We start from the raw sequence: 24,779 nt of genomic DNA on the forward strand, positions 1-24,779 counted from the left end.
AGTCTTTGATTATCAAGCTGTAAACCATTCTGGGGCATACGCGTCGAGTCCGCTTTTACGTGTCGGATAAGAAAAAAGCTGTACGTAAATGTCAGGAGTAAAGAGCATGACGATGGCAGATCGCCTTGAATCCGCGTCGACGATAACGGTCACAGCCTCCGCCCTACTGATAGCTCTCAATCTGCAAATCGTTGACATCATCTATCCCGCAATCGGCATGGGGCCGGTCTATGTTTTATTGCTGGGCTTGGTTTCGTGGCGGCTAAGTCGCCGTACAGCGGTTTTTGCCACGGTAATTGCGATCGTGTTGAATACGCGCGCCACCATTCAAACGGGTATCCCAACGACGACCACGATAACGTTGTTTAGGGTAGGCCTTCGCTGCGCAGTGCTGGCGTTTGTCGTGGCGACGATGTGGGCTTTACGGCGCGCTTATGACCGTGAACGTGCGTCTGCACGGCTCGATGGTATGACAGGCTTGCTCAACAGATCGAGTTTTGAAGCCGCGATGGTCAAGATGCTGTCGTCGACGACAATGCCGGTAATGGTCGGTGTTATGGATCTCGACAATTTCAAGTCTATCAATGACCATCATGGTCATGCCGTCGGTGACGATACAATACGAACAGCTTCGCGCGCCGCTGTACGCGGTCTGGGGAGCTATGGATTTGTCGGTCGTATGGGGGGCGATGAGTTCGCGTTTATCGCAGCGCTCCCAGATGTAGGCAGCGGTGAGCAGTTCGCGATCGGCTTCCATCGCACCATCAACGAGACGCTGATCAGCCTGCCTGCGCCGACAACGATCAGCATGGGCGCTGTCATAGCCCCGCCAGGTCACCGCCTCAATTACGATGCACTGCTGCTCCGCGCCGACGGGCTACTTTATGCGGCAAAGCGTAACGTGAAGGCATCTGTTGTCGTGGCCGATGTAGGGGCGCCCACGGTGTCACCGAGTGCGATTCGGCTCATCAGACGAGCTGATCCAGCGCCTTTGCGCAATCCGCAAACCCACTTGGTACCTGTTAAGGTATAGCCGAAACCAAGCCGATGTTGCCGCCCTCAGCTTCCAGCATCGCTGCAAGCGCGGTCGGTTCGAGCGGACGGCTGATGTGATATCCTTGAATCGTGCCGCATCCTTCTGCGACCGAGAAATCGAATTGCTCCAACGTCTCGACGCCCTCTACGGTGGTGGACATCCCCAGGCATGTGCCCATCGTAATGATGGCACGCACAATGGCGGCACTTTCGGGATCCTGGGGTATCTGGCGAACAAATGACTGATCGATCTTGATCTTGTCGAACGGAAATTTGCGCAGGTAACTCAACGACGAATAGCCAGTCCCGAAATCGTCCATCGATATCCGCACGCCAGACGCCTTCAGCTCGTTCAACGTTGCGAACGTTCGTTCCTCGTCGATGAGCAAAACACCTTCTGTGATCTCAAGCTCGAGTCTGTGGGGAGACAGGTTGGCAGCTGCCAGTGCCGCAGATACATTGGCCAGCAGCGAGCGTTCGCGAAACTGAACCGGTGACAGATTCACGGCAACGCTGATGTCATTCGGCCAGGTCGCTGCTTCGAGGCAGGCCGTGCGCAGTACCCAGTCGCCAAGTGGTAAAATCAGGCCGGTTTCCTCTGCCAGGCCGATAAACTCGATTGGTGGAATCATGCCGCGTTCGGGATGGTTCCAGCGAACCAAAGCCTCAGCTGACGTGATGTGTCCTGACCGCGCGTCCATCAGGGGCTGGTAGTGGAGCTCAAGCTGCCCCTCGATCAACGCGCGTCGCAGGCCAGCCTCAAGCGTCCGCCGCTCTTGAACCTTGTCGTCGAGCGACACGTCATACCGGCGCCACACCCCCTTGCCGTCCGCTTTGGCGGCATACAATGCGAGATCCGCATTACGCATGAGCTCTGCTGGATCGTCACCGTCATTTGGCGCGATGGCGATGCCGACGCTGGCGCCGAGATAGAGGTACTGACCATCGAGCATGAACGGAGACGCTTCAATCGCCCGGATGATGCGCGTCGCGAGCGCTGCAGCCGCCTCCGGGTCGCCAACAGTAAGTAGCAGAACCGCAAACTCGTCGCCGCCCAGGCGTGCCACGACGTCACCTTCGCGTAACGTTGTGCTCAGACGATCACCAACCATCGCCAGTATCAGGTCGCCAGCTGGGTGACCCAATGTATCATTGATCAACTTGAACCGATCGAGATCGAGCATGAGCACGGCAAATCCCTGATCGCGTTCGCGGCGCGATGCTGCGTGGACTGCAAGGAGATCGAAAAAGCGTGTTCGGTTGGGAAGCCCTGTCAAGGGATCGCTAAAGGCAAGCGTACGGATCTGCGCTTCAGTTCTGAGGCGCTCGCGTTGATCGCGAACGGCGATTACGGTCTGAACTTTATGCCCTAGCGCAACTTCTTGACGCAGTACACGCACCGGTAGCGCCTGCCCCGCGGCATCGATCAGCTGAACTTCACGTTCCTCGCGCTCGGGCAGGCTTGCGATATCCAGCCCGGGTAAAAGCGAACTAACGAAGCTACCTGTTAACAGTCCTGGCTCATATCCCGAGAGGCGCTCTACACTGGTATTGGCCGTCACGATCCTATCGCCCTGACAGATCAGCAGCCCTTCCAGGGCAACGTCAGCGAGTTCGCGGAGTCGGCGACGATCGCGGCGAAGACGCACTTTGGCCGCGATATCGAAGCGCCAGCCGAGAACGGCCAGCAGGATGAGCGCAAACGATACTCCGGCCACCACCGGTGTGATCGCTTGGGGTGACACCGCGTCGGCAGGGAAGCGTGCGGCAGGATCGAAATGCAGCGTCATGGCCGCCATGCCGCAAAAGTGGAGGAGCGCGATCGAGAAGAGCAGCAGCGGCGCGGCGCAAGCGCGGATACGACGGTTGCGACTGGCAGCTGCCACCATAGCCAACCCCGAGATCGGCAAGCTGGCAACGATGGAGGGTAGTACCAGGCCGAGGTCCCAAGAGACGCTACCTTTGACGAGATAGGCGGCTTGCCCGATATAGTGGAGCGTTGCGACACCGATGCCGACAACCAAACCGGCAACGAACTGTCTAACGGTTCCGCGTGCGCGTATCGCAATAGATACGCCCGTTCCGATGCCGATGATCGCACACGACAGCGATATGAACGTCAATACCGGGTCGAATGCCGCTGGCATGCCGGGCTTGAAGGCCAGCAGTACGATAAAGTGCGTTGCCCACGCGGTACAGCCGCTGGCGATGACGCTGACCAAGCCCCAATAGGTCCGCACCCGCCCCTCGTGCCGCGCCGCGTGATAGGCGAGCGCGAACGAAGCATAGATGCCGATAGCGCAGACCACGCCAGCCACAACCATAAGGCGGGCGTGGTGCGCGTGACGAATGCACGCAAACACAGATGACAAGGAACCGATCATCCCGCCATAATGCATTGGCTAGATTAACAAATTTCTCGCCTTGCGGTACGCATGACCGCCAATGGTAACGTTAGTTACTATTCCAATGTATAAGCGATTTAGATGATCGGGTACGCAGCGCCGATGCTGGTGCAATCCAGTTACTGGCACGGGACAACGCACCCGGCATCACCATGCGGACGTTCTAGTGTCGGAACAAGCGATTGGAGCGACAATGACGACCTACCCACTGAGCGAGCTGGCTACGATCTACTTTGTGGAAGGAGATGGCGACGTCCAGTCAGATGTGGTGGGACAAGGCACATTGGAAGACTGCGCAGATATCGTTGCTAATCTGGCACCGGACGAGAGGAAGGCGATATCTATTCAAATGGACGACCTTGATCTTTAGGTTTGGGCCAGAAGAAGTTGGCGAGCTGTTGCGGTTCCTGCTCGAGGAAAGTTCGGTCCTTTCGAACGCCAAGATTGCATAAATAAAAGTTTCCGACGCCTGATCTCTTGCGCCCAATCTCAGCAAAATCGATTGAGCGGGTCCTTCGTTGTGTTAAACCCTGTTCTCCAGTTGACCCTTAGTGCAGATATCAGGCAGGGGCGCAACCGCGGTAAAAATCACGCCAGTCATTTGATAGTCAAGCTCGACCGTGCCGGCGATTTCGCTGACCAGAACTCGCTTGATCAGCTTCATGCGTATTTTCTAAAAGCAATGTGTTGCATGAGTGGGGGCATTCGAAACGTTCGAAACTTAGGATGTGTAGGACGGTCTCTTCTAACTTAGTCAGCGTGGCTGACGCGACGCTTGAACTGTAAGCATGAGTTTCGAGATGACCGCGGCTCAGATAGGCCGCCCTTCCCTCGCCTGCTCATCGTCCAAGGTTTATGGGCCACGTAGATCGCCGTCTTTCTGTCATAGGCTAAAGGGCGGGGAGTGCCCACGAAGTCAGCTGCATCAAGCAGGGAGAGCTTGGGCTTTAACGTATTGTTTGCTTGTAGCCGGTACTGCCTCGGGCAGTTCCCGGAGCACTTCGATCGATGTTTCAAAACCTAATGCAGAACTCCGAGATTGCATCGGCCTCCTCCGCGCGGATACTGGAATCGCTCCAGCATCCTGTCCTGGTCGTCGATGCCAACAGTGAAATAACTTATGCCAACGCGACCGCCGCAGCCAGCTTTGGTGGCTGGATCGTCGGGCTGACGCTACCCGATATTTTCGCCGATTATCTGCGACCGGTGTCGATCGGCGACGGCCCGTCGAGCATGAGGCTGATGACGCGGCAATCCGAAGCATATGAAGCGCTGTTAAATCCGATTGGCGGCGGTAACATCTGCATCAGCCTCTGGCCGGTTGCCATTGCCACCGCCGAAAAGGCGCAGCCTCGGACAGACGATCTGACAGGGCTCGCCTTGCGCAACACCTTCATGGCTACACTTGAGCGCGCACTGCCCGGGACCGCCGAGGGTGGCGAGCCAGTCGCGTTGCTCTGCCTCGATCTTGATCGCTTCAAGATGATCAACGACACGCTGGGGCACGGCATCGGCGATCAGCTGCTCAAGAAGGTGGCGGACAGACTGCGTAAGGCTTCACGCAAGGATGATCTCGTTGCGAGGCTTGGGGGCGACGAATTTGTTATCCTCCAGCGCGGCATTCGTTCGCCTCGCGATGCAGAGCTTTTAGCCGAACGCCTGGTCGACCTGATCGGGCGGACCTATGTGCTAGGCGGGCATACGGTGAACATCGGCATCAGCGTCGGCGTGGCGCTGGGGTCAGGCTCGATGCAGCCTCGCGATGTTCTCCGCAATGCAGATCTGGCGCTTTACGAAGCAAAGCGTGCGGGCCGCGGACGCTACCGCTTTTTCGAGCACGGTATGGACACGCTGCTGCATGAGCGCCGCGAGCTGGAGATCGACCTGCGCCGAGCACTGGCGCTCAAACAGTTCGAACTCCACTACCAGCCCTTTCTCGATCTCTCGACCGATACGGTGATGGGCTTTGAGGCCCTGTTGCGTTGGCAGCATCCTGTCCGCGGCAATGTGCCTCCGCTCGACTTCATTGCCGTCGCCGAGGAAAACGGACTGATCGTCAAGATAGGCGAATGGGTACTGCTGGCCGCATGTATGGAGGCGGCGGCGTGGCCAGGGGACCTCGTTGTGGCGGTGAATGTCTCGCCGCTACAGTTCAAGGCGGACACGCTGCTCGCGTCTGTGTCGTTGGCGCTTGAGCGATCGGGGCTCAATCCGGAACGCCTCGAGGTCGAGATCACCGAAGGCGCTCTTCTCGCTGATACGGACAACGTTCTGGCGACGCTACACGCCCTGCGCGCCTTGGGCGTCAAGATCTCAATGGATGATTTCGGCACTGGGTACTCGTCGCTGAGCTATCTGCAGAAATTCCCGTTCAACAAGATCAAGATCGATCGATCGTTCGTCGCCAGCGACGATCCGGATAGTGAAGCGATCCTGAAAGCCGTATCAAGCCTTGGCACCAGCCTCGGCATGGCGATTACCGCCGAGGGCGTCGAGACGGCTGAACAGCTCAAGCGCATACGCGATCAAAATTGTACCCACGTTCAAGGGTACCTCACCGGACGACCGATGGCGCAGGCCAGCGTGCAGTCCTTCCTTGGCAGGAAAATTGAAGGAGACAGTGATGTCCGCTGAGACCTATCGTTTGGTGTATTACAGCCATAATTTGACGACCTGTGACGCTGACACGTTCGCAGCAGAAGTGAACAATATCCTCGCGACGAGCCGCGCCAACAATGAACGCGACGGCATCACTGGCGCGCTGATGTTTAACGCGGGTTGTTTTGCTCAGGTGCTCGAAGGCCCTCTCGACGTGGTGGAACTCGCATTTGAGCGTATCCAACAGGATGACCGCCATAGCGAAGTCTCCCTCCTTGCAATGGAGCCGATCGAGGCGCGGAGTTTCCCGAACTGGGCGATGGGGTTCGTCGGCATGTCAGACGATAATGCAGCCCGTTTTGCCGATGTGGCAACGGCGAGCAACTTCGATCCGTCTCGTTTCAGCGGCGATAAGCTGCATTCGATCCTGCGGGATCTGGCGGTAGAGGAGGAGCGCGGGGCTGCCTGATTGGCCACGCATGCACGATCGCACGGCATGACGGTATCCCAGGCTCATCCAGCAGCTACTAGAAGCGGCAATAGGTAAGCGCTGATAACTCACCTGTACGGATCATAGGCCTATTCCGCGTTCCACCATCAACAGGAAGGGGTTGGCAGCGCTTCCGTCGCCGGTCTCGCCAAGTGATAGCCCTGGCACAAGCGGATGCCGAGCTGGCTAACGGTAGCAAGCTCATCCGCGGTCTCGATCCCCTCGGCGATACATGTCACGCCGAGCTGCCTGGCCATATCGACCACACTTGCCACGATTGTCTGCCGCGATGTGGAGGTGTCGATCCCGCGTATCAGCGCCATGTCGAGCTTCAACAGGTCCGGTCGCAGGTCGGCGAGCAGCCCAAGCCCGGCATAACCTGCACCGAAATCGTCGATCGCGGTCGTAAAGCCTTGGGCGCGGTAGGATTCCACGATGCGTCGAACATGCGCGATATCGCGCATCGGCTCGTTCTCAGTGAACTCGAACATCAATCGGCCAGGGTCGAAACCGACACGACGTGCAGCGGCGAGAGAAGCGCGAATGCAGGCTTTAGGTTCGTACACCGCGTTGGGCATAAAATTGATCGACAGGCGGGTTTCGGCCGCCGGATCGAACAGCCGCCCGGCAAGCTCGATCGCCTTCACACGGCAAGCCTGATCGAACTTGTAGATCATGTTCGGTTCGATCTGGCCGAGCACCTCGCCCGCGGATTGTCCATCGGTGCCACGGACGAGCGCCTCATAGGCAAAAACGCGGCCGGTCGTGAGATCGACAATGGGCTGAAACGCCATTGTGAACGGTTGCGGCAGCGGCGCGGAGGTTCGACAACCCGCACACATGACATTCATCAGGGGCGTGGCACCGGCGGTCGAGATAGAAACATGTTTCATGACTAATCCGTTGGGTTTCTAGGCGACCAGGCTGACTTCGCCGGCCTTCGGCGCGGAGCGGGCCATAATGGATCGCACATAATGCGGGTCAGCAAGCTCCCGAGATGGGCGGCCGATCAAATATCCCTGGATCGCCGAGCAGCCCTCACGTTCGATGATGCGAAGCTGACCCGGTTGCTCGATGCCCTCGGCGAGCACGGGAATGTGTAACGTCGTCCCAAGGGCCACGACCGAGCGCAGGATCGCTACCGCCTGCTCATCATCTTCGATCTCGTCTACGAACGACTTATCGAGCTTGATTCGATCAAACGCGAAGGACCGCAACACGTCCAGCGACGAGTAGCCAACGCCGAAATCGTCGAGCGCCAACCCCACCCCCATGGCCTTGAGGCTGCGAAGCTGTTCGAGTGCATAGTGACGGTCCCGTATGATCGCGCTCTCGGTCAGTTCCATCGTGAGCCGCTCCGGCGGCAAACCACTGTCGGCGAGCGCCCGGCGGACCGTGTCCACAAGCCCTGGATAGGAGAGATGCAGCGGGGAGAGATTTACTGCAATGGGGTGCCGGTTCGGCCACAAAGCGGCTTCGAAGCAGGCCTGCGCGATGATCCAGTTGCTGAGCGGAATGATCTCGCCGATCTCCTCGGCCAGCGGAATGAATGTTACCGGAGGAATAAGTCCGCGGGAAGCGTGCCGCCAGCGGACCAGAACCTCATAGCCACTGATCTCGCCGGTCGCGACCGAGGCCTGCACCTGATAGTGCAGCTCGAACGAGCCTTTGGCGACCGCGTCGCGGAGTTCGCTTGCAAGCTCGCGGCGATCACGAGCGGCCTCATCCATTGCGGCATCGTAGAAGCACGGAACGGCTGAATGCTCGCTCTTGGCACGATACATGGCGAGGTCAGCGCGGGCGAGCAGCATATCGGCTTCGGTGCCGTCCTGAGGCGCCAGAGCAATGCCGATGTTGGCGTTGATAGAAGCCGAGAACCGCTCGAATGCGAACGGATCGTCGAACACCGACCCAAGCCGCGTCAGAAACGCATCGAGTTCAGTGCGATCAGTATAGGATACCAGGGCGGCAAACTCGTCACCGCCAAGCCGAGAGATGCACTCGCCAGGCATCAGGGCTCTGGTCATTCGGGCGGCCAAGGCCATCAGCAGCTGGTCGCCAGCTTGATGCCCGTAGGTGTCGTTGACGTTTTTGAAGCGCGACAGGTCGACCATGACCACCGCCATGTGCGGTGTGCCGCCCTTGCGCTCGCGGCGGAGAGCCAACTCTTCGTTGAAGCACAGGCGGTTCGGGAGATCGGTCAGCCCGTCGTGCAGCGCCATGCGTCGCATACGCCGGTAGGCATCGTTCTGTGTCTCTCCGTCGATCAGTGCGCTGATCGCAGCGCAGCCGATGAACAGCAGCCCCGCGCAGGCGGTCCCCAGCGCAAGCTGGGTCATCGCGGTGTCCCTAAGCCCCTGCTCTGGGTGTAAGGACAAGGCGGCGACTTTGATCGCGGCCATGCCAGTGAAATGCAGTGCCGCGACCGCGAGGCCAAGCAGCAGACCGCCCGCTATGCGTCGCCGTGGGCGCTCGCTTCGGAACGTCCGAAACGCGGCAGCCGAGAGCGCTGAGGAGAGCAGGATCGACGCGACGACGTAGGACCAGCGCCACTCGACGAAGCCATCGATGCGATAGGCAACCATCCCGGTATAATGCATCGCCGAAATGGCGATACCGACGATGGCGCCTCCTGGCACCGCAAGGCTGCGCCTGCGCGCAGCAGCGAGCACCAGCCCGGGTGCTGCGAACAGGATCGCAATGCCCAGCGAGCCGAGCGTGAGTACGGGATCGAGCATGACCGGTACGCCGGCCTTGAACCCCATCATCGCCACGAAATGTGTGCACCACACCATCGTGCCGGTTCCCACCGACGATAGTGCGATCCACCCTGCCCTACTCTTGCCCCGAGCGGTCAGAATGCGGGAGAACAGCTGCACGGTCGCGGCCGAGCCGATCAGGGCGACGATGATGGCCACCGCGACAAGCCTGAGGTCGTGTTCCTGCACAATACAGGTTGCGACTTCCATCATGCTGCCAGGCTGCCCTTGATATGAGCACGCTGCTCCAGCGCCTGCGTGGCCTGGCGCGCAAGGCCGATCAGGTAGGCGCGTTGATCGCGTGATGCCGGCTGGCGCGGTTGCGTATCGAGGACGCACAGCGCTCCGACATCAATGCCGTTCATCAGCGTCAATGGCGCGCCGAGATAGTACCGGACGTACGGCGGCCCAGTAACAGAGGAAAACTCTTTGAAGCGCGGATCCACTCGTGCATCGCAAACTTCGAGCGGTTCACCAAGGTCGACGGCATAGCTGCAAAAGCCGTTCTCACGCGGCACGCATCGCAGATCGAAACCAAGGGCGGCTTTCACCCATAGCGTGTCATCATGGATCAAGGTGAGAAGAGAGATGGGTGCGGCGAAGGCGTCAGCGGCATGTTGAACGAAACGCTCGAACCCCGGCTCGGCTGGGTTGCCTACGATATCGAGCTGTTTGACAGCACGTACGCGCGAGCGTTCCCGTAACATTTTCCAGAACATCGGCGTCCACTATACAGCTTCGGTGCACCCTCCATATCCTGCAAAGGGTTAGCGAGTTCTTATCTCCTTGGCAGACGCAGACTGCCGGATCGCCTGACGTGGTTTCACTGTATGCCTGGCCGCACCGGTGGTGGTATGGAACTAAGGACATTTGGATCGGCGTCGAAAGCTGGCCCCCCGTTTTAAGCGGGCCAACACCCTGTTACCTCTCGGGAAGTATGGGTAATGAAAGGGGTCGCGATCGGCGCCGATCGGGACCCCTGCTACGTCAAGCTTCGACGCGAATACAACAGCTTAAGTAAAACTTTCTAGGGTCCTGCTTTCGGTGCCGATCCACACCGCGGACGCATGGAAGCCGCGAAGATCGAGCCTGATCACGTGGTTTGCACGATCGCACGGAACCGCGCGATCGACTGGCGGCGCGCGCAAGGTACGCCGAGGCGACGAGCCCAGTTCAGATGAGCCGAACCGACAAAGCATGTAGCCCGTAGTAGAGTGCCATCAGCGTCGTCAGCACGACGATATATGCGAGACCAACCCTCCACCCAGAGACGAGGATGCCCGGTTGGATCCCCCGTGAAAGGGCCTGCAATGGCGTCTCGCCGGTAATCAGCGCGACCAATAGGATCAAAAGGACGGGAATATGGCCGACGACGTCAAGCATGCCGAACTCCGGCATCGCGGCGACGAACACGATTCCCAGCAACACTGCTCCAACCCGGCCGAGTATCTCCCGTCCAGCCAGCAGATAGAACGCTAGGGAGAACTCGACGAAGCCTGCAATGGTAGCGACGGTGGGGAATGGTTGCCCGGCGGTGACGCCGGGATGAAGCAGCAATACGGCAATCGTCCATTGTGGAAACAGGAACTTCTCGACTGCCGTCCACATCAGGCTGAAGCTGAGCGAACCGATGAGGATGGAGACACGGAAATGATGGACGGAGAACCGGCCGAGCCGCGGATCGCTCAATGCGATGTAGGCGGCAAGCCCGAGAAAGAAGAGATAGTCGATCATGTAGAACGGGCCGAACTTAGCGACGCCCACCGCGTATAGACCGACGAGCACCGCTGCCGCGACTATCGACAGGCGCGGGATTAGAACCGATGCCGCCATTGACAGCTGCAGGTAGCCGACCATGCGATTGGTCCCGTACAGGTCCGGCGTCAGGACCGATCCGCTCGATGGATCTGCCCACATGACGACGGCAAGATTACCCCACAGGCACAAGCCGTAAAGTGCGACGCCAATCCGAACGAGCGGATCGCTCAGCATTGCGGCACGATCGATGGGGACGATCGGTGTTCGGGCAAAGCGCGCGATCATGGCATCGAGCATTGCACCAACCATGACGAGGCCGAGGAACACGGCGAGCAACTCAAGGAAGAACGGCGTCACGACCTGAGCAAAGGGTTGTGGTGGTGCCGAGCCGTCGATGGGCCCGCAAAACCATTTCACGTGCGCCTCTGCCACACCGGGCGCGCAGACCAGTGCTGCGAGCAGTGCGCCCGTAAATCGCGTCGGAAGTCTGCCGTTCATCGCCGCACCCTTCGCGCTACACGCAAGGTACGAAGCTCAGCCCCAACAAGATGCTTTTACCGAGTGAGTGCGCGGATTGCGTAAATGAGGCAGCGAGGTCTGCGGCCTGAACCGGACACCCCTCCAGGAATCTCCTGCGGTTGGCAGGTGGTGGTCGAATTAAAGGCGAGCTACGGTTGCTTCATGCCCTTGCGGTATTGGGTTGGGGGCTTAGCCAGATAATCGGCTTTGCCAAACAGTCCGGCGGGGACATTCGGGTCGAGAGCGAACCGGACAAGGGTACGACGTTCACCCTGTACCTGCCTCGTGCGAATCCGGAGGGCCGGCGATCGAACTGGACGAGGCTAAGCCCGCCGTTGGAGGCGATGGCCCATGTGTGCTCGTGGTCGAGGACAATGTCAGCGTCGGCGAGTTCGCCACCGAGGCCTTGAAGGAGCTGGGCTATGCCAGTGTGCTGGCGCTCGATGCCGAGCAGGCGTTCTCCGAACTGGATACGGATTGCGGCAGGTTCCACATCGTCTTCTCGGATGTGGTAATGCCCGGCATGAGTGGCCTGGAGCTCGGCGCCCGCATCAGGATGGATCATCCAACCGTGCCGGTGGTCCTGACAAGCGGCTATAGTCATGTGCCCGCGCAGAACGACAAGCACGGCTTTGAGCTGCTTCATAAACCCTATTCAGTAGAGCAACTTTCGCGCGTTCTTCGAAAGGCAGCCACGTGGCAAAGCAGAAAGGCCTAATCGGACTTTAATCAATTTTGGCTAAGCAGCCTGGATTATGCCTCGTCGTCTACGCTCTCTCATTTCAGCGCTCGGCAGCGATGTCGACGCGCATGCCAGCAAGGCAGAGGCAATCGCTGCGCAGACCAACCTGCTGGCGCTAAACGCCGCCATCGAGGCGGCTCGCGCCGGCGAGGCGGGGCGCGGCTTTGGAGTTGTCGCGACAGAAGTAAAATCGCTTGCCGGCAGCGCTCGGCAGGCATCCGTCGCTTTCCGGGCCGGCGTCATGGACAGGCTGCAACTCGGCGCCGCGATCGCCAATGAGTTGCTTGAGGAGTTCGAGGGCGGCCGCTTGCGCGAACTCGCCCAATCCATCGCCGACAGCCTTTCTCGCACGCTATACGATCGCTCGATCGACCTCCGCATGCTGGCGGCGGATCGTTCCATTCAGGACGCGCTGGTAATGCAGGGTGCGGGGGGGCGCTATCAAGCGGAGGCGTTGGAACGGCTCCGATCCTTGCTCCGTCTGTCTCCGTATTTCCTCAATGCATTTCTCGTCGACGCCGACGGATCGGTGACCGTCTGTGCACATGAGAACGCCTCAGTCCGATCGGTCGACTTCAAGGGACAGGCGCAGTTCGAGCGCGCCCGCCACCTTGACCAGCGGGATGGTTGGCTGACGGACGAGGTCTGGGACAATCCCTGGTCCAACCACCGCAAGGTGCTCGTCTACGTCGCGCCTGTCATCGTCAATGGCATGATCGTCGGCGTCTGCTACCTCGAATACGACTTCGAGGGGCAAGTCGAGCGGATCATGGACGTATCACGCCGTGAGGGTGATTGCTCGACTATCTCCATTGTCGATCAAGCGGGGCGCGTGGTCGCTTCGACGGGCAACTACGCCTTCCACGCCCACCACCCGCACGCCATCGTGTCGACAAAACCTGAGCTCGCCACCCATGATGGTTTGATCATCGCGCAGGCCAAGGTCCCGTCGGACCTCGGTATGCCGGGTCTCGCATACCGGTGCGTTATCGAGGATCGTGTTGCCACGGAGGACGAAATAGCCACAGCACTGACGGCGAGGTAACCAGCCTCGTAACACATCGCCGCTGAGGCTGGCAGAAGGCGGACGGTTGAGTTATGTTACGGCTGAGGCGTGCGTTCTCGGACAAGACACGGCACTCTCCAATATAGGTCGGAAGTGTTCGCATTTCATACTGTTCCCGTGAAATAGGCGGGGCTACGGCCCTCTTTTCGACATTCCTGTCGCAAGAGCGATATTTTCGCGACGTTCGAAACACAGGACATATGCGACAGGGCTGCCAGCCTAAACGTGGAGCAACCCACCCATTGGCCGCTCGCCAGTTACCTGCGTGAACAGGCCGCGTCTGACCCGTTCTGGGTCGAGCATAAGGCTCTCTGCAACAGCGCCGGCGATCAGCGCGTCAAGCGCGCTAGTTGGACGCAGGTCTCGCTGTTCATAAAGACTGGACGCGGTCAGGCCCGGCCAGTCAGCGATCACGCGACCACCCTTAACCGCCCCGCCCACTAGCATCGCGACCGAGCCCGTCCCATGATCGGTGCCACCGGTGCCGTTCACCGAGGCGGTCCGGCCGAACTCCGTCGCGACGAGCACCGTGGTGGTTGCCCAAGCAGTGCCAAGCCCGTCACGAAGTGCCGCCACCAGCGCATCAAGGTTCTTCAGCTGGTTGCTCAGGCGCCTGGCCTGCGCGCTGTGCGTGTCCCAGCCGAGCGTTTCAAGCATGGCAATCCGCGGACCGTTCGGCTTGGTCAGGAAGCTTGCTGTCAGCCGCCCAAGGCTAGCCGGATCTTGCCTAGCGCCGAGATCGCCACCAAGGCCCCGGGTCTCGAGCGCAGCGGCCCATGGCGCGTGGAGCTGCGGATCGGCATCGTAGAGCGCGGTCACCCGCGTCATCAGGTCGTCGGCGACGTGCGGCAACGCGGACGGTGCGAACGACGCCACTTGAATGGCCCCACGCAGCGCGGTCGGCACCGTCGAGGCAATGGCGATCGCTTCGTCTGTAGTGCGCGGCAACATCGCGACGAGGCGATTCATCCACCCATCGCGGACCACGTAGGGCTGCATGCCGCCTGTCTCGAGAACGTTCTGCCCGTCGAAATGCGACCGGTCTCGGTACGGCGAGGCGACAGCATGGACAAATAGTGCTTGTCCCGTCCCGTACATCCTGCCGATCTGGTCGAGCGCCGGATGCAGCGTGAACATGGCGTCAAGCTTGGTGCCGGGTACGCCACTACCGACCAGTTGGCTACGTAAGCCAGCGAAGGCAGGATCCCCGACCGGGCGGAGGATATCCAGGCCGTCGGCCGCGCCGCGCTGGATGATGAATACAAAACGGCGCTCGGTCGGCACCGTGGCGAGCGCAAGACCAGGCGCGACGAACAGCGCGCCGACACCACATGCGGCGGTTGAGAGGAACTGGCGACGGGCGATCATCGGATCATCTCCTGAGGAAATCGGGGGAGACCAGCATCAGCGCGACGGCGCCTGCCGGGCTTTCGGAGCGGGCAATCTGGTCGGCCGTTGAAGGCGAAAGCGACGCTGGCATGATCCTGGGGGCGAGGATCCGCGCATCCACCGTCTCGCCAAGCGGCGCCACCAAACGCTGAGCGATCTCGACCCGGCGGAGCAGTGCGTCCGAGCCTGCCCAACTTGCCGCGACATCATCCCAGCCGGCAGGCGCCCCGGGCTTCCACACGCGCTGGCCGAGCTGCGTTTGGAGCGCAGCGATCTGCATTTTGCCGACACTCCTCCAACCAATCCCGCGCAGCGCCGAGACAGTCCACTCCCACGGGGTCTTAAACTTGGTCGGCGCCGCCACCCACGCCTCGGGCGACGCGGCAAGCGTGCGGTACAGCGATGGCAGATCGCCCTTGGTGGCCGTGAAGGTTGCCGCCAACCGTGCGATCAGCGCGGGTGGAGGCTCGTCCCCGGCAAAATGTCGCGCAATCTTGGTGGCAACATGCGTCGCGGTTACGGGCGCCAACGCAAACTCCGATAGCGCGGCCTTCGCTTGATCCTCGCCACCATCGGCGTAACGCTTGCCCATGATGGTGCGGACGCCGGGTTGATGCTGTGCAGGACGGAAGACGAAGTAATTCGTACCGCCTCGTCCGCCCCGGCTACCAAGGCCATCGATCGACCAGCCGGTCAACGCGCGCGCAAACTCGGTCACGTCGACCTGAGTGTATCCGGATCTGACGCCGAGCGTGTGCAGCTCCATAATTTCGCGCGCTAAATTCTCGTTCAGCCCGCGCTTTCGCATCGGCGTGCGTGCAGCGGCCACACTGTCTGGCCCGACCGACTGAACCTGATTGAGATAGAGAAGCATCGCCGGATGCCGCTCGACCGCGAGCAGCATGTCGGCGAAGCATCCCAGAACGTGTGGCCTGATGGCATCGCGCTCGAATGCGGCGGCAAAAGCTGTAACGCGAGGGTTGTCGGCCGACACGCAGAAGTGGTTTGACCAGAAATGCACCATTCGCTCGACAAAAGGCGCCTCGGTTGCGAGTGCTGCATCGGCGCGCGCCTGTACGCCATCGCCGTAGAGCGCTTGCACGTCCTGCCGGAAGTCCTGGCGCCCAGCCCTCAGTGTCGCCTTGATGTCCGTCGCAACAGCACCGTTTGCCATGCGCCGGTTCGCTTGTTGCTGCTCGCGATAGCGAGCGACGATCTGTCCGGCATCATCAAGAACGGCAAAGCGGGCGGGCCGGACCTCGAAACGACTGAACTGGTCAATCACCCAGCGTTGTGGATTGGCAGGTGGTGGATCGCTGGGCCGCGCACCAAGCCCGAAACGATTGAGCGCAATGGCAGCGGTCGACAGCTTGGTAATCTGATTGAGCACTGGTATTCCTTACGGCGTCTGTACTCAGTTGAACGCCGCACCCGCCGCTTTCCGTCGCACTATCATTCTGCGCCAGGCATGCGGCGTTTCGCCCGGCGTTCCATTGCATCGGCAAGTTTGGCCCGGTCGCTGGTGGGAAGATTGGCAGTAAACGCCACGGCGCGTCGCTCTACCGCAGCCCGGACGATCATGTCGGCGACGCGGGCACGGTCGAGCTCGGCCACCACCGCTGATTGGTTCACCGTAGCTTCTCGCAGAAGTGCAGCCGCACGTATTTTGGCTATTCTCGAGGCGACAATGCTCGAACGCTGCGTTTGCCGGGCTTGGCGAAGCGCCTGGCGAAAAGAACGCTGCTCGCTCGCCGGCAGCTCGGCGCCGGCGATGCGGAGCGACCCCGCATTCAGCATTCGTTTGCCGGTACGGAGCGACGCGTAACCAGCAATCAGCGCGCCTGCGAGGAACAGGTTGAGGACGACTGAGGCGACAAGCCTGAAATGAAGCTTCGACATGGTCTAGCCGTCCGTGCCGGCGACGTCACCGAACGAGGTGCTGCTGCTGACATCAACAGGCGCGACCATCGCAACCGCAGCCGTGCCCGCAACGGCTCCCGCCAAAGCAGCGGCGAACCCCAGCCCCGAACACCACCAACGTAGCTGGACTCTCACACTACCAGCTATCGCCGGGGCCCCTGCCACGATACGCGCCGCTAATTCAGTCGATGGCCTCGGTAATCGCCATGCATCCAGCTGCGTATCCAGTGCCGATGCTCGTGCCAGCACCGCCGCACCTTCAAGCGTGGCACCGAAGCGGGCGGCACCTTCGCGCTCACGCTCAGGCCAGCGCGCCACGACGCCACCATAGGCGTCGGCCAACGCAAGGAAGCGTGCGGGGTCAAACGGTTCGGTCATCGGTCTCTCCTTCCTGCATGGACGATAGCCGGACGCGCAGTGCGCGCCGTCCTCTGGCAAGTAGTGACTCCAGTGCTTCGACGCTTACGTCCAGCATTGCGGCGGCATCCGCTCCCGACATATCCTGATAATGAACCAGCAGGATCGCATGGCGCTGTCGCTGGGGCAGACTTGCAATGGCAGCGGCCACGTCGCGGCCGTGCTCGGCCTCGATCAGTACCGCCTCTGCGTTCGGTGCCGGGTCCGTCATCTCCGGCACCGGTTCGCCCGTCAGGGCGCGCTGGCGGCGCAATCGGTCGCGGCATAGATTGAGGACGACCGTGTGCAGCCAGGTGTCGAACCGTGCAACGCCGGGCTGCCACCGACCAGCGGTTCGCCAAATCCGGACGAAGGCCTCCTGCGCGACGTCTTCCGCTGCAACCGGATCGCGCAGTACCCGCGTGGCCAGTCCAAGGATGCGGGGCAACTTGGCCGCGACCAGCAGCCGGGTCGCGACCGGGTCGCCCTGTCCAATCCGCTTGACTAGTCCGGTATCCGGATCGTGCCCGCTCAAACCTGAAATATCCTACCAACATCATCCGCTACAAATTCAGCTTTCTGGATCATTCCCGTTCTTGGTTGTCTTGGCTGCGGCCCGCTCTGCCGGGGTCACCACGCCATCGCCGTTCGTATCCAATCGACTGAAACGGCGCGCCATCGCCGATGTGATCTCCTGCTTGTCGAGCCAACCGTCGGCGTTACGATCGAGCCGGCCAAAGCGCCGGGCGGGATCGCCTTTGCCGGAGTTTCTGGAAGCCAGAAACTCCGCCTTGCTCACCTTGCCGTCGCCATCGGTATCAGCAGAGAGTATCCGTTGCTCGCGCCTGGCGGTAAAGTCCGTCACCGTCATGCCCGCTGTCGATTTTGCGACTGCCGCCTTCATACTGCCAGATAGCTGTCGGCTCTGGCCGCACGCTGCTGCGGGTAGCAGCAGCAGTAGACCAACCAAAGTCCCCAGCTGGGGCGCTTTTGATATGATCATGAATTCGGTCCTTTCGCGATTGCTGCCGCAATACTCCAGCGACGATCATTGAACGTCGTCGTCGCTGATATCCGTCGCTCGCTCTGACAATATCTGGCGAGACGGAGCTCCGCTGTACCGACTTCCCACCCAAGCGAAAAAATGCCGACGGTACGACGGAAGCGGCGATCCCGTGCGTGTAAGTCGCGAGGATATGTCCGATCAAGCGCGATCGGACTTCTCAGAATAGGAGATCAGCCATGAAGTTCATCCTTGCCGCACTGGCCGTACTGACGATGGCAGGCACAGCTGACGCACAGAGTGTAAATCAGCGTCAGGATCGTCAGCAGGACCGCATCGCCAATGGCGTAAACAGCGGTCGACTGACCCCTGGCGAAGCGGCACATGCCGAACGTCAGCAGGGCCGGATCGCCCGCACCGAAGACCGTATGCGTGACCGTAACGGTGGTCGCTTGTCGCACACGCAAAAATCACGGCTGCAATCGCGGCAGGATCGGGCGAGTGGCCGCATCTATCGGAACAAGCATGATCGTCGCGGCTACTGAGATCAACCTTCGAGCTGTAGCGTCGAAGCTGTTCTGACACGGGATCTGGCGCACTCGTCACATATGCGACGACCGCCCTAACGAAGCCGCGGACGGAATTGCCCATCCAGGCTGACGAGGATCAGATCGACAGTACAGAATATAATAAAAAGGAAAAAGACATGAGAGGCATCATTCTCGCAACCCTCGCTGCAGGTGCGGCGCTGACGATCAGCGTGCCGGCAGAAGCCCGCCAAGGCTGCGGCGTCGGCGCCCATCGCGGTCCCGGCGGCTACTGCCGGCCTAACCGTGGGCGTTTTGTTGGTGGCCCTGCCCTGCGGATCGGAGTTTTCTATCCCGGTCGAGGGTACTGGGGTGGGCGGCGCTATTATGCCAACCGCTACCGGTGGCACGGAGGTTGGCGTTATCGGTGATCATCCAGAAAGTGAGGCGCATAGCCTCACTCATTCTCAAAAATGAGCAGAGGCTAAAGCATGACACGAATTGCCACTTTGATTGCGCTGGGTGCTATCGCTACGGTTACCTCGGCATGCACAACACGCGGCGACGTGCTAAATGCTCGTCAGGATCTGCGAGGAGCGCGCCAGGATGTTCGCGATGCCAACCGGTACGGTGACGGGTACGATCAACAAGCTGCTCGCGAAAACCGGCAGGATGCCAAGCGTGACCTTCGTAGAACGCGGCGTGACTACCAAGAAGATCATCAGTGCGGTCCGCGATATGGGCGCCCTTGCTGAAATGAAAAGCCAAAGATTCTAGTAGCGGCACATTGCCGATGGTGCAGCAACATACCTCCGTCTAATGTATCAGCCTCAGGCGTTCGGTGGGGCTCTATACCCGAGTTTCCGTTTCTATCGGCTTACTTCATCGGTCAAAATAGATCTTATCAGTCTGAAATTTATGCGCGGCATCGCGTTAGCCTAGAGCCAGACGACTAGCGCCATGTGCATCAGGTCCGGAAGAACAATGTCTCGTCCTCCATCAGGCTGCGAGCGGTTCGAACACCAGCGACTGATGGAGCGAGACGCCTGCAGTTACGCCATCGGCAGCCGCCCAGCTGGCATTGTGCGGCGCGCGCGCGGCATAGACGCCGGGTACCGTCGTCAGCTTGGCTGCATCGGTGCGGATCACCGGTCCGAATGGGCCATCATCCAGCGCACAACCCAGCTGTTCGGCAATGGGGCTGTTAAGCCGGGAACGCGGAGCGAGATACAGTGCATCAATCAGCACCTCCCGTCCGTCGCCAAGGATGAGTGATGACAAGGCGATGCCCTTGCCGTGAAGCGCCGTGATTTGCGCAGGTTCGATAGTTACATCACGACGCGCCAGCTTCGCCCGGACCTCGGCATCCGGCACCTCGCCGCCGTTGAGGTACAAAGTCGTCGGCCCCCAGTCAGCGATGAGCAACGCCTGATGCGCCGACATTGGCATCGTTTGGAGGACGCCCAGTCGCTGACCGCCATATTCGAAGCCATGGCAGTAAGGACAATGCAGCACGCTCTTGCCCCAACGTTCTGCCAAACCGGGCACGTCGGGCAGTATGTCGGAGATGCCAAACGCCAGCACCAGCTTGGTCGCAGTCAACGTCTCACCGTTAGCAAGCTTCACCTCGAACCCGTCGCCGATGGCTGATGCGCCGATCGCTTCGCCTGTCACGGCCCGCACGGAAGGGTAGCGCTGAAGCTGCGCTAACGCTCCGGCGATCATGGCATGCGGCTCTGCGCCATCTTGGCTGAAAAAGCCGTGCGAGGCGTCGGCAAAGCGGTTGCGCGGGGACCCGGCGTCGATGACGCAGACGGACCGGCGTGCGCGAGCGATGTGAATGGCGGCGGACAGGCCAGCATAGCTGCCGCCAATGACGATAGCGTCATGCTGCATGAACAATCTCCAGATCAATGGATTTGCCGCTCGCGATCATGCTGGCGTGGAAGTCGGCGCTGAGCTCAGCGAGCGTCACTGCACCAAAGCGTTCAAGGAGCAGTGCTTCGGCGTCCTGAAAAGCTTCGTTCAGCGCAGCATTGACCGCCTGTTCAACGAGGCAGCCGGGCGCGTCCGTGCGGTTGCTGAGCGCGAACAACTCGGGACTGCCAAGCGCAGCATAGACATCGCGTAACGTGATCGAGGTAAGATCGCGGGCGATCGTCCACCCGCCCCCATGCCCCTTCGCCGAACGGACGAAGCCAGCATCGCGCAGGCCCGCCATGATTCGGCGTATGACCACCGGGTTGGTGTTCATCGCCTTTGCCATAGTTTCCGATGTGACCGGCCTTGCTGCCTCAGTCATGTGGAGGAGGACGTGCAGCACGCCCGACAATTTGCTATCACGTTTCATGCAACATCATATATTGCGTGACCTGAAAGAATCAATCCGCTGGCAGGTCGATGTTGCAAAAGTGACGATATTCGTGACATCCGAAACTCAGCAGTTTCGCGACAGGGGCACCGTAATCAGATTGGCGACGTCACCAGGGAGTCTTCCCCTCGGGTTCGAACCATTGGCCGGACTCGTCGCCGCCGAGCGCATAGCGAACCGGAAGCCGTGCCCCTTCCTCACCCGGCGCACCGCGGCGAGCGACGCCGTGCCGGGTGGACCATCGGCGGTGTCGAAGATGCCGGCATTGTTGACCAAGATGTCGAGCTCGCCATGCTCTTGAGCGATGGTTGCCGCCGCGTTCGTGATGCTGTCCTCGTCGTCGAGGTCGACCCGTACGGAATGCGCGACCAGCCCCTGTGAGGCCAGATCGTCCACGGCCGCGCGTGCGCGGCCATCGTCGCGTCCCCCGATGAGGACGCGAACGCCAGCCTGGGCGAGCTGACGGGCAATCTCCAGCCCGATCCCTTTGTTGGCCCCGGTAACGAGGGCGACACGAATATTGTCGGTCATGAGCAATCCTTCCGATCCTGTTTTCACAAGACCTAAGATATGAAGGATCGTTCGGTTTGAGGATTCGCATATGGGATCGGTTGCGCCTGCCCATCTAAACCCACGCAAAAGGCCGCGTCAGGCACGTGCGGCAGCGACGTTGGACGCCATCTTCGAGGCGACCATTCAGCTTTTAGTGGCCGATGGTCCCCAGCGTCTGACCACGACGCGCGTGGCGAAGCGCGCGGGCGTGTCGGTTGGTACGATGTACCAGTATTTCCTCCATAAGCAGGCGCTGATCTACGCACTTAACCAGCGTTACCTGGAGGCATTGGCGCTAAAGATCGAGGCCACATGCCGTGCTCATCAAGGCACGAAGATCGACGAAATGGTCGAGGCGCTGATCGACACCTACTGGCAGGCCAAGACTGAGCGAGCTGACGTGACCCGTGCGCTCTACCGCTCCGTCGTGGAGCTCGACAATGCGGCGCTGATCGAGGCGTTCGCAGGGCGCGTCGATGCGTCGACCGCCGCCATGCTGGCCAGCGCGGCCGACGCATCGTTCGCCGACATTCAGAGCGTAAACCTAACTTTTGTCACCGTCATCTTTGGTGCCGTGCGCAACGCCTTTGAGCGGAACCTGGCTGCGGCTGCGAATGATGCCTTGCAGGTCCAGCTGCTGCTGATGTGCCGCTCATATCTGAGGGAAGCAGCAGCCTGAGGAAGCGATCTGTCGCAGAAGGTTGGGACATACGCGACGTCCGGAAGTCAGGAGATACGCGACTGAAGCAGGGCAGCGATCGCTCAACGAAGGACGGTCAGGTTCGAAACTGGGCGTCGTTCCGTGTCGCCAAAACCGGTCAGCTAAGGATTCCCGTTTTCCTCTGTCGTTTAGGCCATTTCGGGTAAATCGATTTGGGAACAGTTTCGAGAAAACGGCATCCAACACCAGTGCTTTTCAGGGCGTTAAGCTGGGTTTCCCCTCTCGACTTTCGTTTATGGGATAGTTTAATCGTGACTGCTGCTTGCTCTTTTGAGATGTGACGGTCACCTCTGCTGCTTCGGCCGGAAGGTGTCCGCCAATCAGTTCCGTGTGAAAAAACGGTTCATGCCGGGCACGTCGGACAGGAACGTCTCTATCTCCCCAATCCGCCCATCGCGCAGGCGGCAGACAGTGGCAAGCTTCTCGTCCAGCCGCACGCCGTCCCGTTCGGCGGTGTTGTGCAAGCCAAGCGCCATGTTGTCACGGCTCAGCAGAATGTTCTCCAACCTGAACGACAGCTCGTAACTTGCGATCAGCTGTGCCCGCTTCACAACCGCATCGCCACCAACAGCGGTGCCCGAGATCGTGTTGTCGCCCGGCAGCGTCCACGTGGCGTCATCGTGAAATAGAGCACGCATCGCTGACCAGTCGCGGTTTACCAGCGTCGCGTGGAAGGCCTTGGCAATATCTTCGGGCGTGAACATGAACGATCTCCTCGACAACGTCGCCCAAAGGTATGTCGCGCTACGTCAATCGCCTATACTGATCCGTCGAATACATGTTATCCGCAATTCGGATGGATGATGCGCTGTTACCCCTTTTGCCCTCGTTGGTTGCGCTTGTTGAGGACGGCGGTGTCGGACGTGCAGCGAAGCGGCTCTGCATCAGCCAGCCTCGCATGTCCGCGCGCCTCGCGACCTTGCGTAAGACCTTAAACGATCCGGTGTTGGTGTCAGCAAGCGGAAAGCGCGGCCTGATTGCAACCGATAGGGCAAGAAGTATCGCAGAGGCAGCGCGCCAGATGCTGACCGATTTGGACACGACCATCGCCGGGCGCGTCTTTGATTCCGCGAACGCCACGCGGACCTTCTCGATCATGGCGAATGATAACGCCGCAGCGATAGTCGGCCTGCCACTCGTCGAGGCCGTGCGGGCCGGATCGGGGCCGAACATCCGCAGCGCCCTTCATCAGTTCGATACAGCGCGGCTGGGCGATCTAGAGACTGGCCAGATCGACCTGGCGCTTGGCGCCCCGACGCAGTTCAACCGCATGCCCGCGCTGATTGCGCGCACCATTGTACGCGATCACTTCGTGTCGGCGGTGCGAGCCGACGGACCGTGCGTTAGCGATCTCGACGATTATTGCGCACGCGACCACGTCCTCGTTTCTGGAAACGGAGGGGGTTTCGAGGGCCTTGTGGACCGTGCGCTTGCCGCCCAGGGCCGCGCGCGACGGGTTGCGCTTTCAGTTCAGAACTATCTTCTCGCGATCGAGGCGGTTGCGACGAGCGACATGGTGGCAACGCTACCGCATACCTTGTTGACCGCAAGGAGACACGATCTAAGCCTGTTCGAACCGCCCTTGTCGCTGCCGTCTTTTACCTTGGCCGCAGCATGGCATGCCAGGGTGGACGCAGATCCGGCACATCGATGGCTACGCGAGCGGCTTAGCGCCATCCATCGTCAATAAGTTGCCACGGTGCTGAATTCCCAAAACACCCTCGGATTTCAGGAAAGGCGGCGTCATGCAACATCATATGTTGCGTAATCAAACAGTGTCAACCCACTGGGAGGCTTGTGTTGCGAAACGGACGTCGCTCTAACTGGCCAGATGTCAGAATATACGCGGCGGGTAGTGTTCACCATCTCCGTCGCGAAATCGCAATCAAGCGGGTTTTGCGAAGGCGGGGCCCAGAAGAGCCATTGAGGCGACGTGCCCTCCTCGGCAATGCCGCTCCACCTTGCTTATGGCGACGGTGGTCGGGCTGCTGAACTTTGGTTCAAGGCTTTCATTTCGATGCCGAGTTGCCTCAGAAAGGTGAGATCGTCGTATTGGACCCATTCCTCTGCCAGACGACCATCGTCGTCGTACCTAAACAAGTTGAGCAGTTCGCGCCGCACGGGCTTGCCATTCGGCTCGATCGTACCGGCAGCCGTCCCCTGCAATGGTCCGGTAAATACGCCTGTCATAACCGTGCGTGCCCCAATCATTTGGCCTTGCTCCACAAGCAGGAGCCGCTCGCACGCGAAGTTGCGGAATGCTGAGCGCATCATCGCGAAGAACGCCTTGGCGCTCGTCACGTCGGCATCACCACTCGGCCCGTGCAGTACGTAGTTGTCTGAAAAATAGCGACTCAGAGCCGCGTCGTCTGGTTTTGCTATCGCTTCCCTGCCGATCCGAACAAGGCCGCGAGCACGCTCGCTGAACTGATGATCATCCGGACTGATGTACGTATCCATGGGTTTGTCTCCTGATGGAAGACATGTGCTATCAAAGGCTGGCGGGCACTATGGCACGCGGACCGTAT

At 60.3% G+C, this 24,779-nt stretch carries 28 protein-coding genes; 11 read left to right on the forward strand and 17 right to left on the reverse strand.

All coding sequences use genetic code 11. The features are described from left to right. The first annotated feature begins 106 nt into the window (after positions 1 to 106). Positions 107 to 1,033 carry a GGDEF domain-containing protein gene (locus tag AC3D24_RS21620; RefSeq protein WP_489033571.1) on the forward strand — a complete coding sequence of 309 codons (927 nt, stop codon included), beginning with the start codon at positions 107 to 109 and terminating at the stop codon, positions 1,031 to 1,033. On the opposite strand, the gene AC3D24_RS21625 is transcribed toward AC3D24_RS21620, so the two are convergent. After that, the gene (locus tag AC3D24_RS21625; RefSeq protein ID WP_489033573.1) at positions 1,023 to 3,419 is read right to left on the reverse strand and encodes a bifunctional diguanylate cyclase/phosphodiesterase; all 2,397 of its coding nucleotides are present in this window, start codon (positions 3,417 to 3,419) and stop codon (positions 1,023 to 1,025) included. The two genes, AC3D24_RS21620 and AC3D24_RS21625, sit on opposite strands and share 11 nt — an antisense overlap. Before the next feature lie 214 nt (positions 3,420 to 3,633). Here AC3D24_RS21625 and AC3D24_RS21630 point away from each other — a divergent pair, with 214 nt between their 5' ends. Beyond that, positions 3,634 to 3,810 (forward strand): hypothetical protein, encoded by a 177-nt coding sequence (locus AC3D24_RS21630; RefSeq protein WP_489033575.1) that lies wholly within the window; start codon positions 3,634 to 3,636, stop codon positions 3,808 to 3,810. A gap of 153 nt (positions 3,811 to 3,963) precedes the next feature. On the opposite strand, the gene AC3D24_RS21635 is transcribed toward AC3D24_RS21630, so the two are convergent. Next, positions 3,964 to 4,104 (reverse strand): hypothetical protein, encoded by a 141-nt coding sequence (locus tag AC3D24_RS21635; RefSeq protein ID WP_489033577.1) that lies wholly within the window; start codon positions 4,102 to 4,104, stop codon positions 3,964 to 3,966. 344 nt (positions 4,105 to 4,448) lie between these two features. Here AC3D24_RS21635 and AC3D24_RS21640 point away from each other — a divergent pair, with 344 nt between their 5' ends. Both AC3D24_RS21640 and AC3D24_RS21645 read left to right on the forward strand, forming a co-directional pair. Beyond that, on the forward strand, positions 4,449 to 6,074 hold the full coding sequence (locus AC3D24_RS21640; protein WP_489033579.1) for a putative bifunctional diguanylate cyclase/phosphodiesterase: 1,626 nt from the start codon (positions 4,449 to 4,451) through the stop codon (positions 6,072 to 6,074). Continuing rightward, a complete protein-coding gene (locus AC3D24_RS21645; protein WP_489033581.1) occupies positions 6,064 to 6,507 on the forward strand; it encodes a BLUF domain-containing protein in 444 nt (147 codons plus the stop codon). The genes AC3D24_RS21640 and AC3D24_RS21645 overlap by 11 nt, the downstream gene beginning before the upstream one ends. Before the next feature lie 128 nt (positions 6,508 to 6,635). Here the strand turns inward: AC3D24_RS21645 and AC3D24_RS21650 are convergent, their stop codons facing one another. The 4 genes from AC3D24_RS21650 to AC3D24_RS21665 all read right to left on the reverse strand — a co-directional run bounded on the left by AC3D24_RS21650 (position 6,636) and on the right by AC3D24_RS21665 (position 11,543). Continuing rightward, positions 6,636 to 7,421 (reverse strand): EAL domain-containing protein, encoded by a 786-nt coding sequence (locus AC3D24_RS21650; RefSeq protein ID WP_489033583.1) that lies wholly within the window; start codon positions 7,419 to 7,421, stop codon positions 6,636 to 6,638. A gap of 18 nt (positions 7,422 to 7,439) precedes the next feature. Continuing rightward, positions 7,440 to 9,500, reverse strand: a complete 2,061-nt coding sequence (locus AC3D24_RS21655; RefSeq protein WP_489033585.1) for a putative bifunctional diguanylate cyclase/phosphodiesterase — start codon at positions 9,498 to 9,500, stop codon at positions 7,440 to 7,442. Further along, complete coding sequence (locus tag AC3D24_RS21660) at positions 9,497 to 10,006, reverse strand: GAF domain-containing protein (RefSeq protein ID WP_489033587.1); 510 nt, start codon at positions 10,004 to 10,006, stop codon at positions 9,497 to 9,499. The genes AC3D24_RS21655 and AC3D24_RS21660 overlap by 4 nt, the downstream gene beginning before the upstream one ends. A 454-nt stretch (positions 10,007 to 10,460) precedes the next feature. Then, on the reverse strand, positions 10,461 to 11,543 hold the full coding sequence (locus AC3D24_RS21665; RefSeq protein ID WP_489033589.1) for a hypothetical protein: 1,083 nt from the start codon (positions 11,541 to 11,543) through the stop codon (positions 10,461 to 10,463). A gap of 376 nt (positions 11,544 to 11,919) precedes the next feature. Here AC3D24_RS21665 and AC3D24_RS21670 point away from each other — a divergent pair, with 376 nt between their 5' ends. Beyond that, positions 11,920 to 12,282 carry a response regulator gene (locus AC3D24_RS21670; protein WP_489033591.1) on the forward strand — a complete coding sequence of 121 codons (363 nt, stop codon included), beginning with the start codon at positions 11,920 to 11,922 and terminating at the stop codon, positions 12,280 to 12,282. 37 nt (positions 12,283 to 12,319) lie between these two features. Further along, entirely contained in the window at positions 12,320 to 13,351 is a 1,032-nt protein-coding gene (locus AC3D24_RS21675) for a cache domain-containing protein (protein WP_489033593.1), read from the forward strand. A 240-nt stretch (positions 13,352 to 13,591) separates the two neighbouring features. On the opposite strand, the gene AC3D24_RS21680 is transcribed toward AC3D24_RS21675, so the two are convergent. The 6 genes from AC3D24_RS21680 to AC3D24_RS21705 all read right to left on the reverse strand — a co-directional run bounded on the left by AC3D24_RS21680 (position 13,592) and on the right by AC3D24_RS21705 (position 18,080). After that, entirely contained in the window at positions 13,592 to 14,740 is a 1,149-nt protein-coding gene (locus AC3D24_RS21680; RefSeq protein ID WP_489033595.1) for a DUF1501 domain-containing protein, read from the reverse strand. 4 nt (positions 14,741 to 14,744) lie between these two features. After that, positions 14,745 to 16,151 carry a DUF1800 domain-containing protein gene (locus AC3D24_RS21685; RefSeq protein ID WP_489033596.1) on the reverse strand — a complete coding sequence of 469 codons (1,407 nt, stop codon included), beginning with the start codon at positions 16,149 to 16,151 and terminating at the stop codon, positions 14,745 to 14,747. 62 nt (positions 16,152 to 16,213) lie between these two features. Next, the gene (locus tag AC3D24_RS21690; protein WP_489033598.1) at positions 16,214 to 16,660 is read right to left on the reverse strand and encodes a periplasmic heavy metal sensor; all 447 of its coding nucleotides are present in this window, start codon (positions 16,658 to 16,660) and stop codon (positions 16,214 to 16,216) included. Positions 16,661 to 16,663: 3 nt separating this feature from the next. Then, positions 16,664 to 17,059 (reverse strand): hypothetical protein, encoded by a 396-nt coding sequence (locus AC3D24_RS21695; RefSeq protein ID WP_489033599.1) that lies wholly within the window; start codon positions 17,057 to 17,059, stop codon positions 16,664 to 16,666. Next, entirely contained in the window at positions 17,043 to 17,612 is a 570-nt protein-coding gene (locus tag AC3D24_RS21700; RefSeq protein ID WP_489033601.1) for an RNA polymerase sigma factor, read from the reverse strand. The genes AC3D24_RS21695 and AC3D24_RS21700 overlap by 17 nt, the downstream gene beginning before the upstream one ends. 36 nt (positions 17,613 to 17,648) lie before the next feature. Continuing rightward, positions 17,649 to 18,080 carry an EF-hand domain-containing protein gene (locus AC3D24_RS21705; protein WP_489033602.1) on the reverse strand — a complete coding sequence of 144 codons (432 nt, stop codon included), beginning with the start codon at positions 18,078 to 18,080 and terminating at the stop codon, positions 17,649 to 17,651. A gap of 239 nt (positions 18,081 to 18,319) precedes the next feature. Between AC3D24_RS21705 and AC3D24_RS21710 the strand changes: the two genes are divergently transcribed. From AC3D24_RS21710 to AC3D24_RS21720, 3 genes are all read left to right on the forward strand, one after another. Beyond that, entirely contained in the window at positions 18,320 to 18,625 is a 306-nt protein-coding gene (locus tag AC3D24_RS21710) for a hypothetical protein (protein ID WP_489033604.1), read from the forward strand. Positions 18,626 to 18,786: 161 nt separating this feature from the next. Continuing rightward, a complete protein-coding gene (locus tag AC3D24_RS21715) occupies positions 18,787 to 19,038 on the forward strand; it encodes a GCG_CRPN prefix-to-repeats domain-containing protein (protein ID WP_489033606.1) in 252 nt (83 codons plus the stop codon). A gap of 184 nt (positions 19,039 to 19,222) precedes the next feature. After that, entirely contained in the window at positions 19,223 to 19,384 is a 162-nt protein-coding gene (locus AC3D24_RS21720; RefSeq protein ID WP_489033608.1) for a hypothetical protein, read from the forward strand. 222 nt (positions 19,385 to 19,606) lie between these two features. Here the strand turns inward: AC3D24_RS21720 and AC3D24_RS21725 are convergent, their stop codons facing one another. The 3 genes from AC3D24_RS21725 to AC3D24_RS21735 form a co-directional block, all read right to left on the reverse strand. Further along, positions 19,607 to 20,503, reverse strand: coding sequence for an NAD(P)/FAD-dependent oxidoreductase (locus AC3D24_RS21725; RefSeq protein WP_489033802.1), 897 nt, complete (start codon positions 20,501 to 20,503; stop codon positions 19,607 to 19,609). Continuing rightward, complete coding sequence (locus tag AC3D24_RS21730) at positions 20,493 to 20,957, reverse strand: Rrf2 family transcriptional regulator (protein ID WP_489033609.1); 465 nt, start codon at positions 20,955 to 20,957, stop codon at positions 20,493 to 20,495. Before AC3D24_RS21730 ends, AC3D24_RS21725 begins: the two co-directional genes overlap by 11 nt. 87 nt (positions 20,958 to 21,044) lie before the next feature. Further along, positions 21,045 to 21,509 carry an SDR family NAD(P)-dependent oxidoreductase gene (locus AC3D24_RS21735; protein WP_489033611.1) on the reverse strand — a complete coding sequence of 155 codons (465 nt, stop codon included), beginning with the start codon at positions 21,507 to 21,509 and terminating at the stop codon, positions 21,045 to 21,047. A gap of 139 nt (positions 21,510 to 21,648) precedes the next feature. Here AC3D24_RS21735 and AC3D24_RS21740 point away from each other — a divergent pair, with 139 nt between their 5' ends. Next, positions 21,649 to 22,209, forward strand: coding sequence for a TetR/AcrR family transcriptional regulator (locus AC3D24_RS21740; protein ID WP_489033613.1), 561 nt, complete (start codon positions 21,649 to 21,651; stop codon positions 22,207 to 22,209). A 362-nt stretch (positions 22,210 to 22,571) separates the two neighbouring features. On the opposite strand, the gene AC3D24_RS21745 is transcribed toward AC3D24_RS21740, so the two are convergent. Further along, positions 22,572 to 22,955, reverse strand: coding sequence for a nuclear transport factor 2 family protein (locus AC3D24_RS21745; protein WP_489033615.1), 384 nt, complete (start codon positions 22,953 to 22,955; stop codon positions 22,572 to 22,574). Between the two features lie 92 nt (positions 22,956 to 23,047). Between AC3D24_RS21745 and AC3D24_RS21750 the strand changes: the two genes are divergently transcribed. Beyond that, a complete protein-coding gene (locus tag AC3D24_RS21750; protein ID WP_489033617.1) occupies positions 23,048 to 23,941 on the forward strand; it encodes a LysR family transcriptional regulator in 894 nt (297 codons plus the stop codon). A 275-nt stretch (positions 23,942 to 24,216) separates the two neighbouring features. Here the strand turns inward: AC3D24_RS21750 and AC3D24_RS21755 are convergent, their stop codons facing one another. After that, entirely contained in the window at positions 24,217 to 24,711 is a 495-nt protein-coding gene (locus AC3D24_RS21755; RefSeq protein WP_489033618.1) for an ester cyclase, read from the reverse strand. Between the last annotated feature and the right edge of the window lie 68 nt (positions 24,712 to 24,779).

It is taken from the genome of Sphingomonas sp. SL1004 (assembly GCF_057815015.1).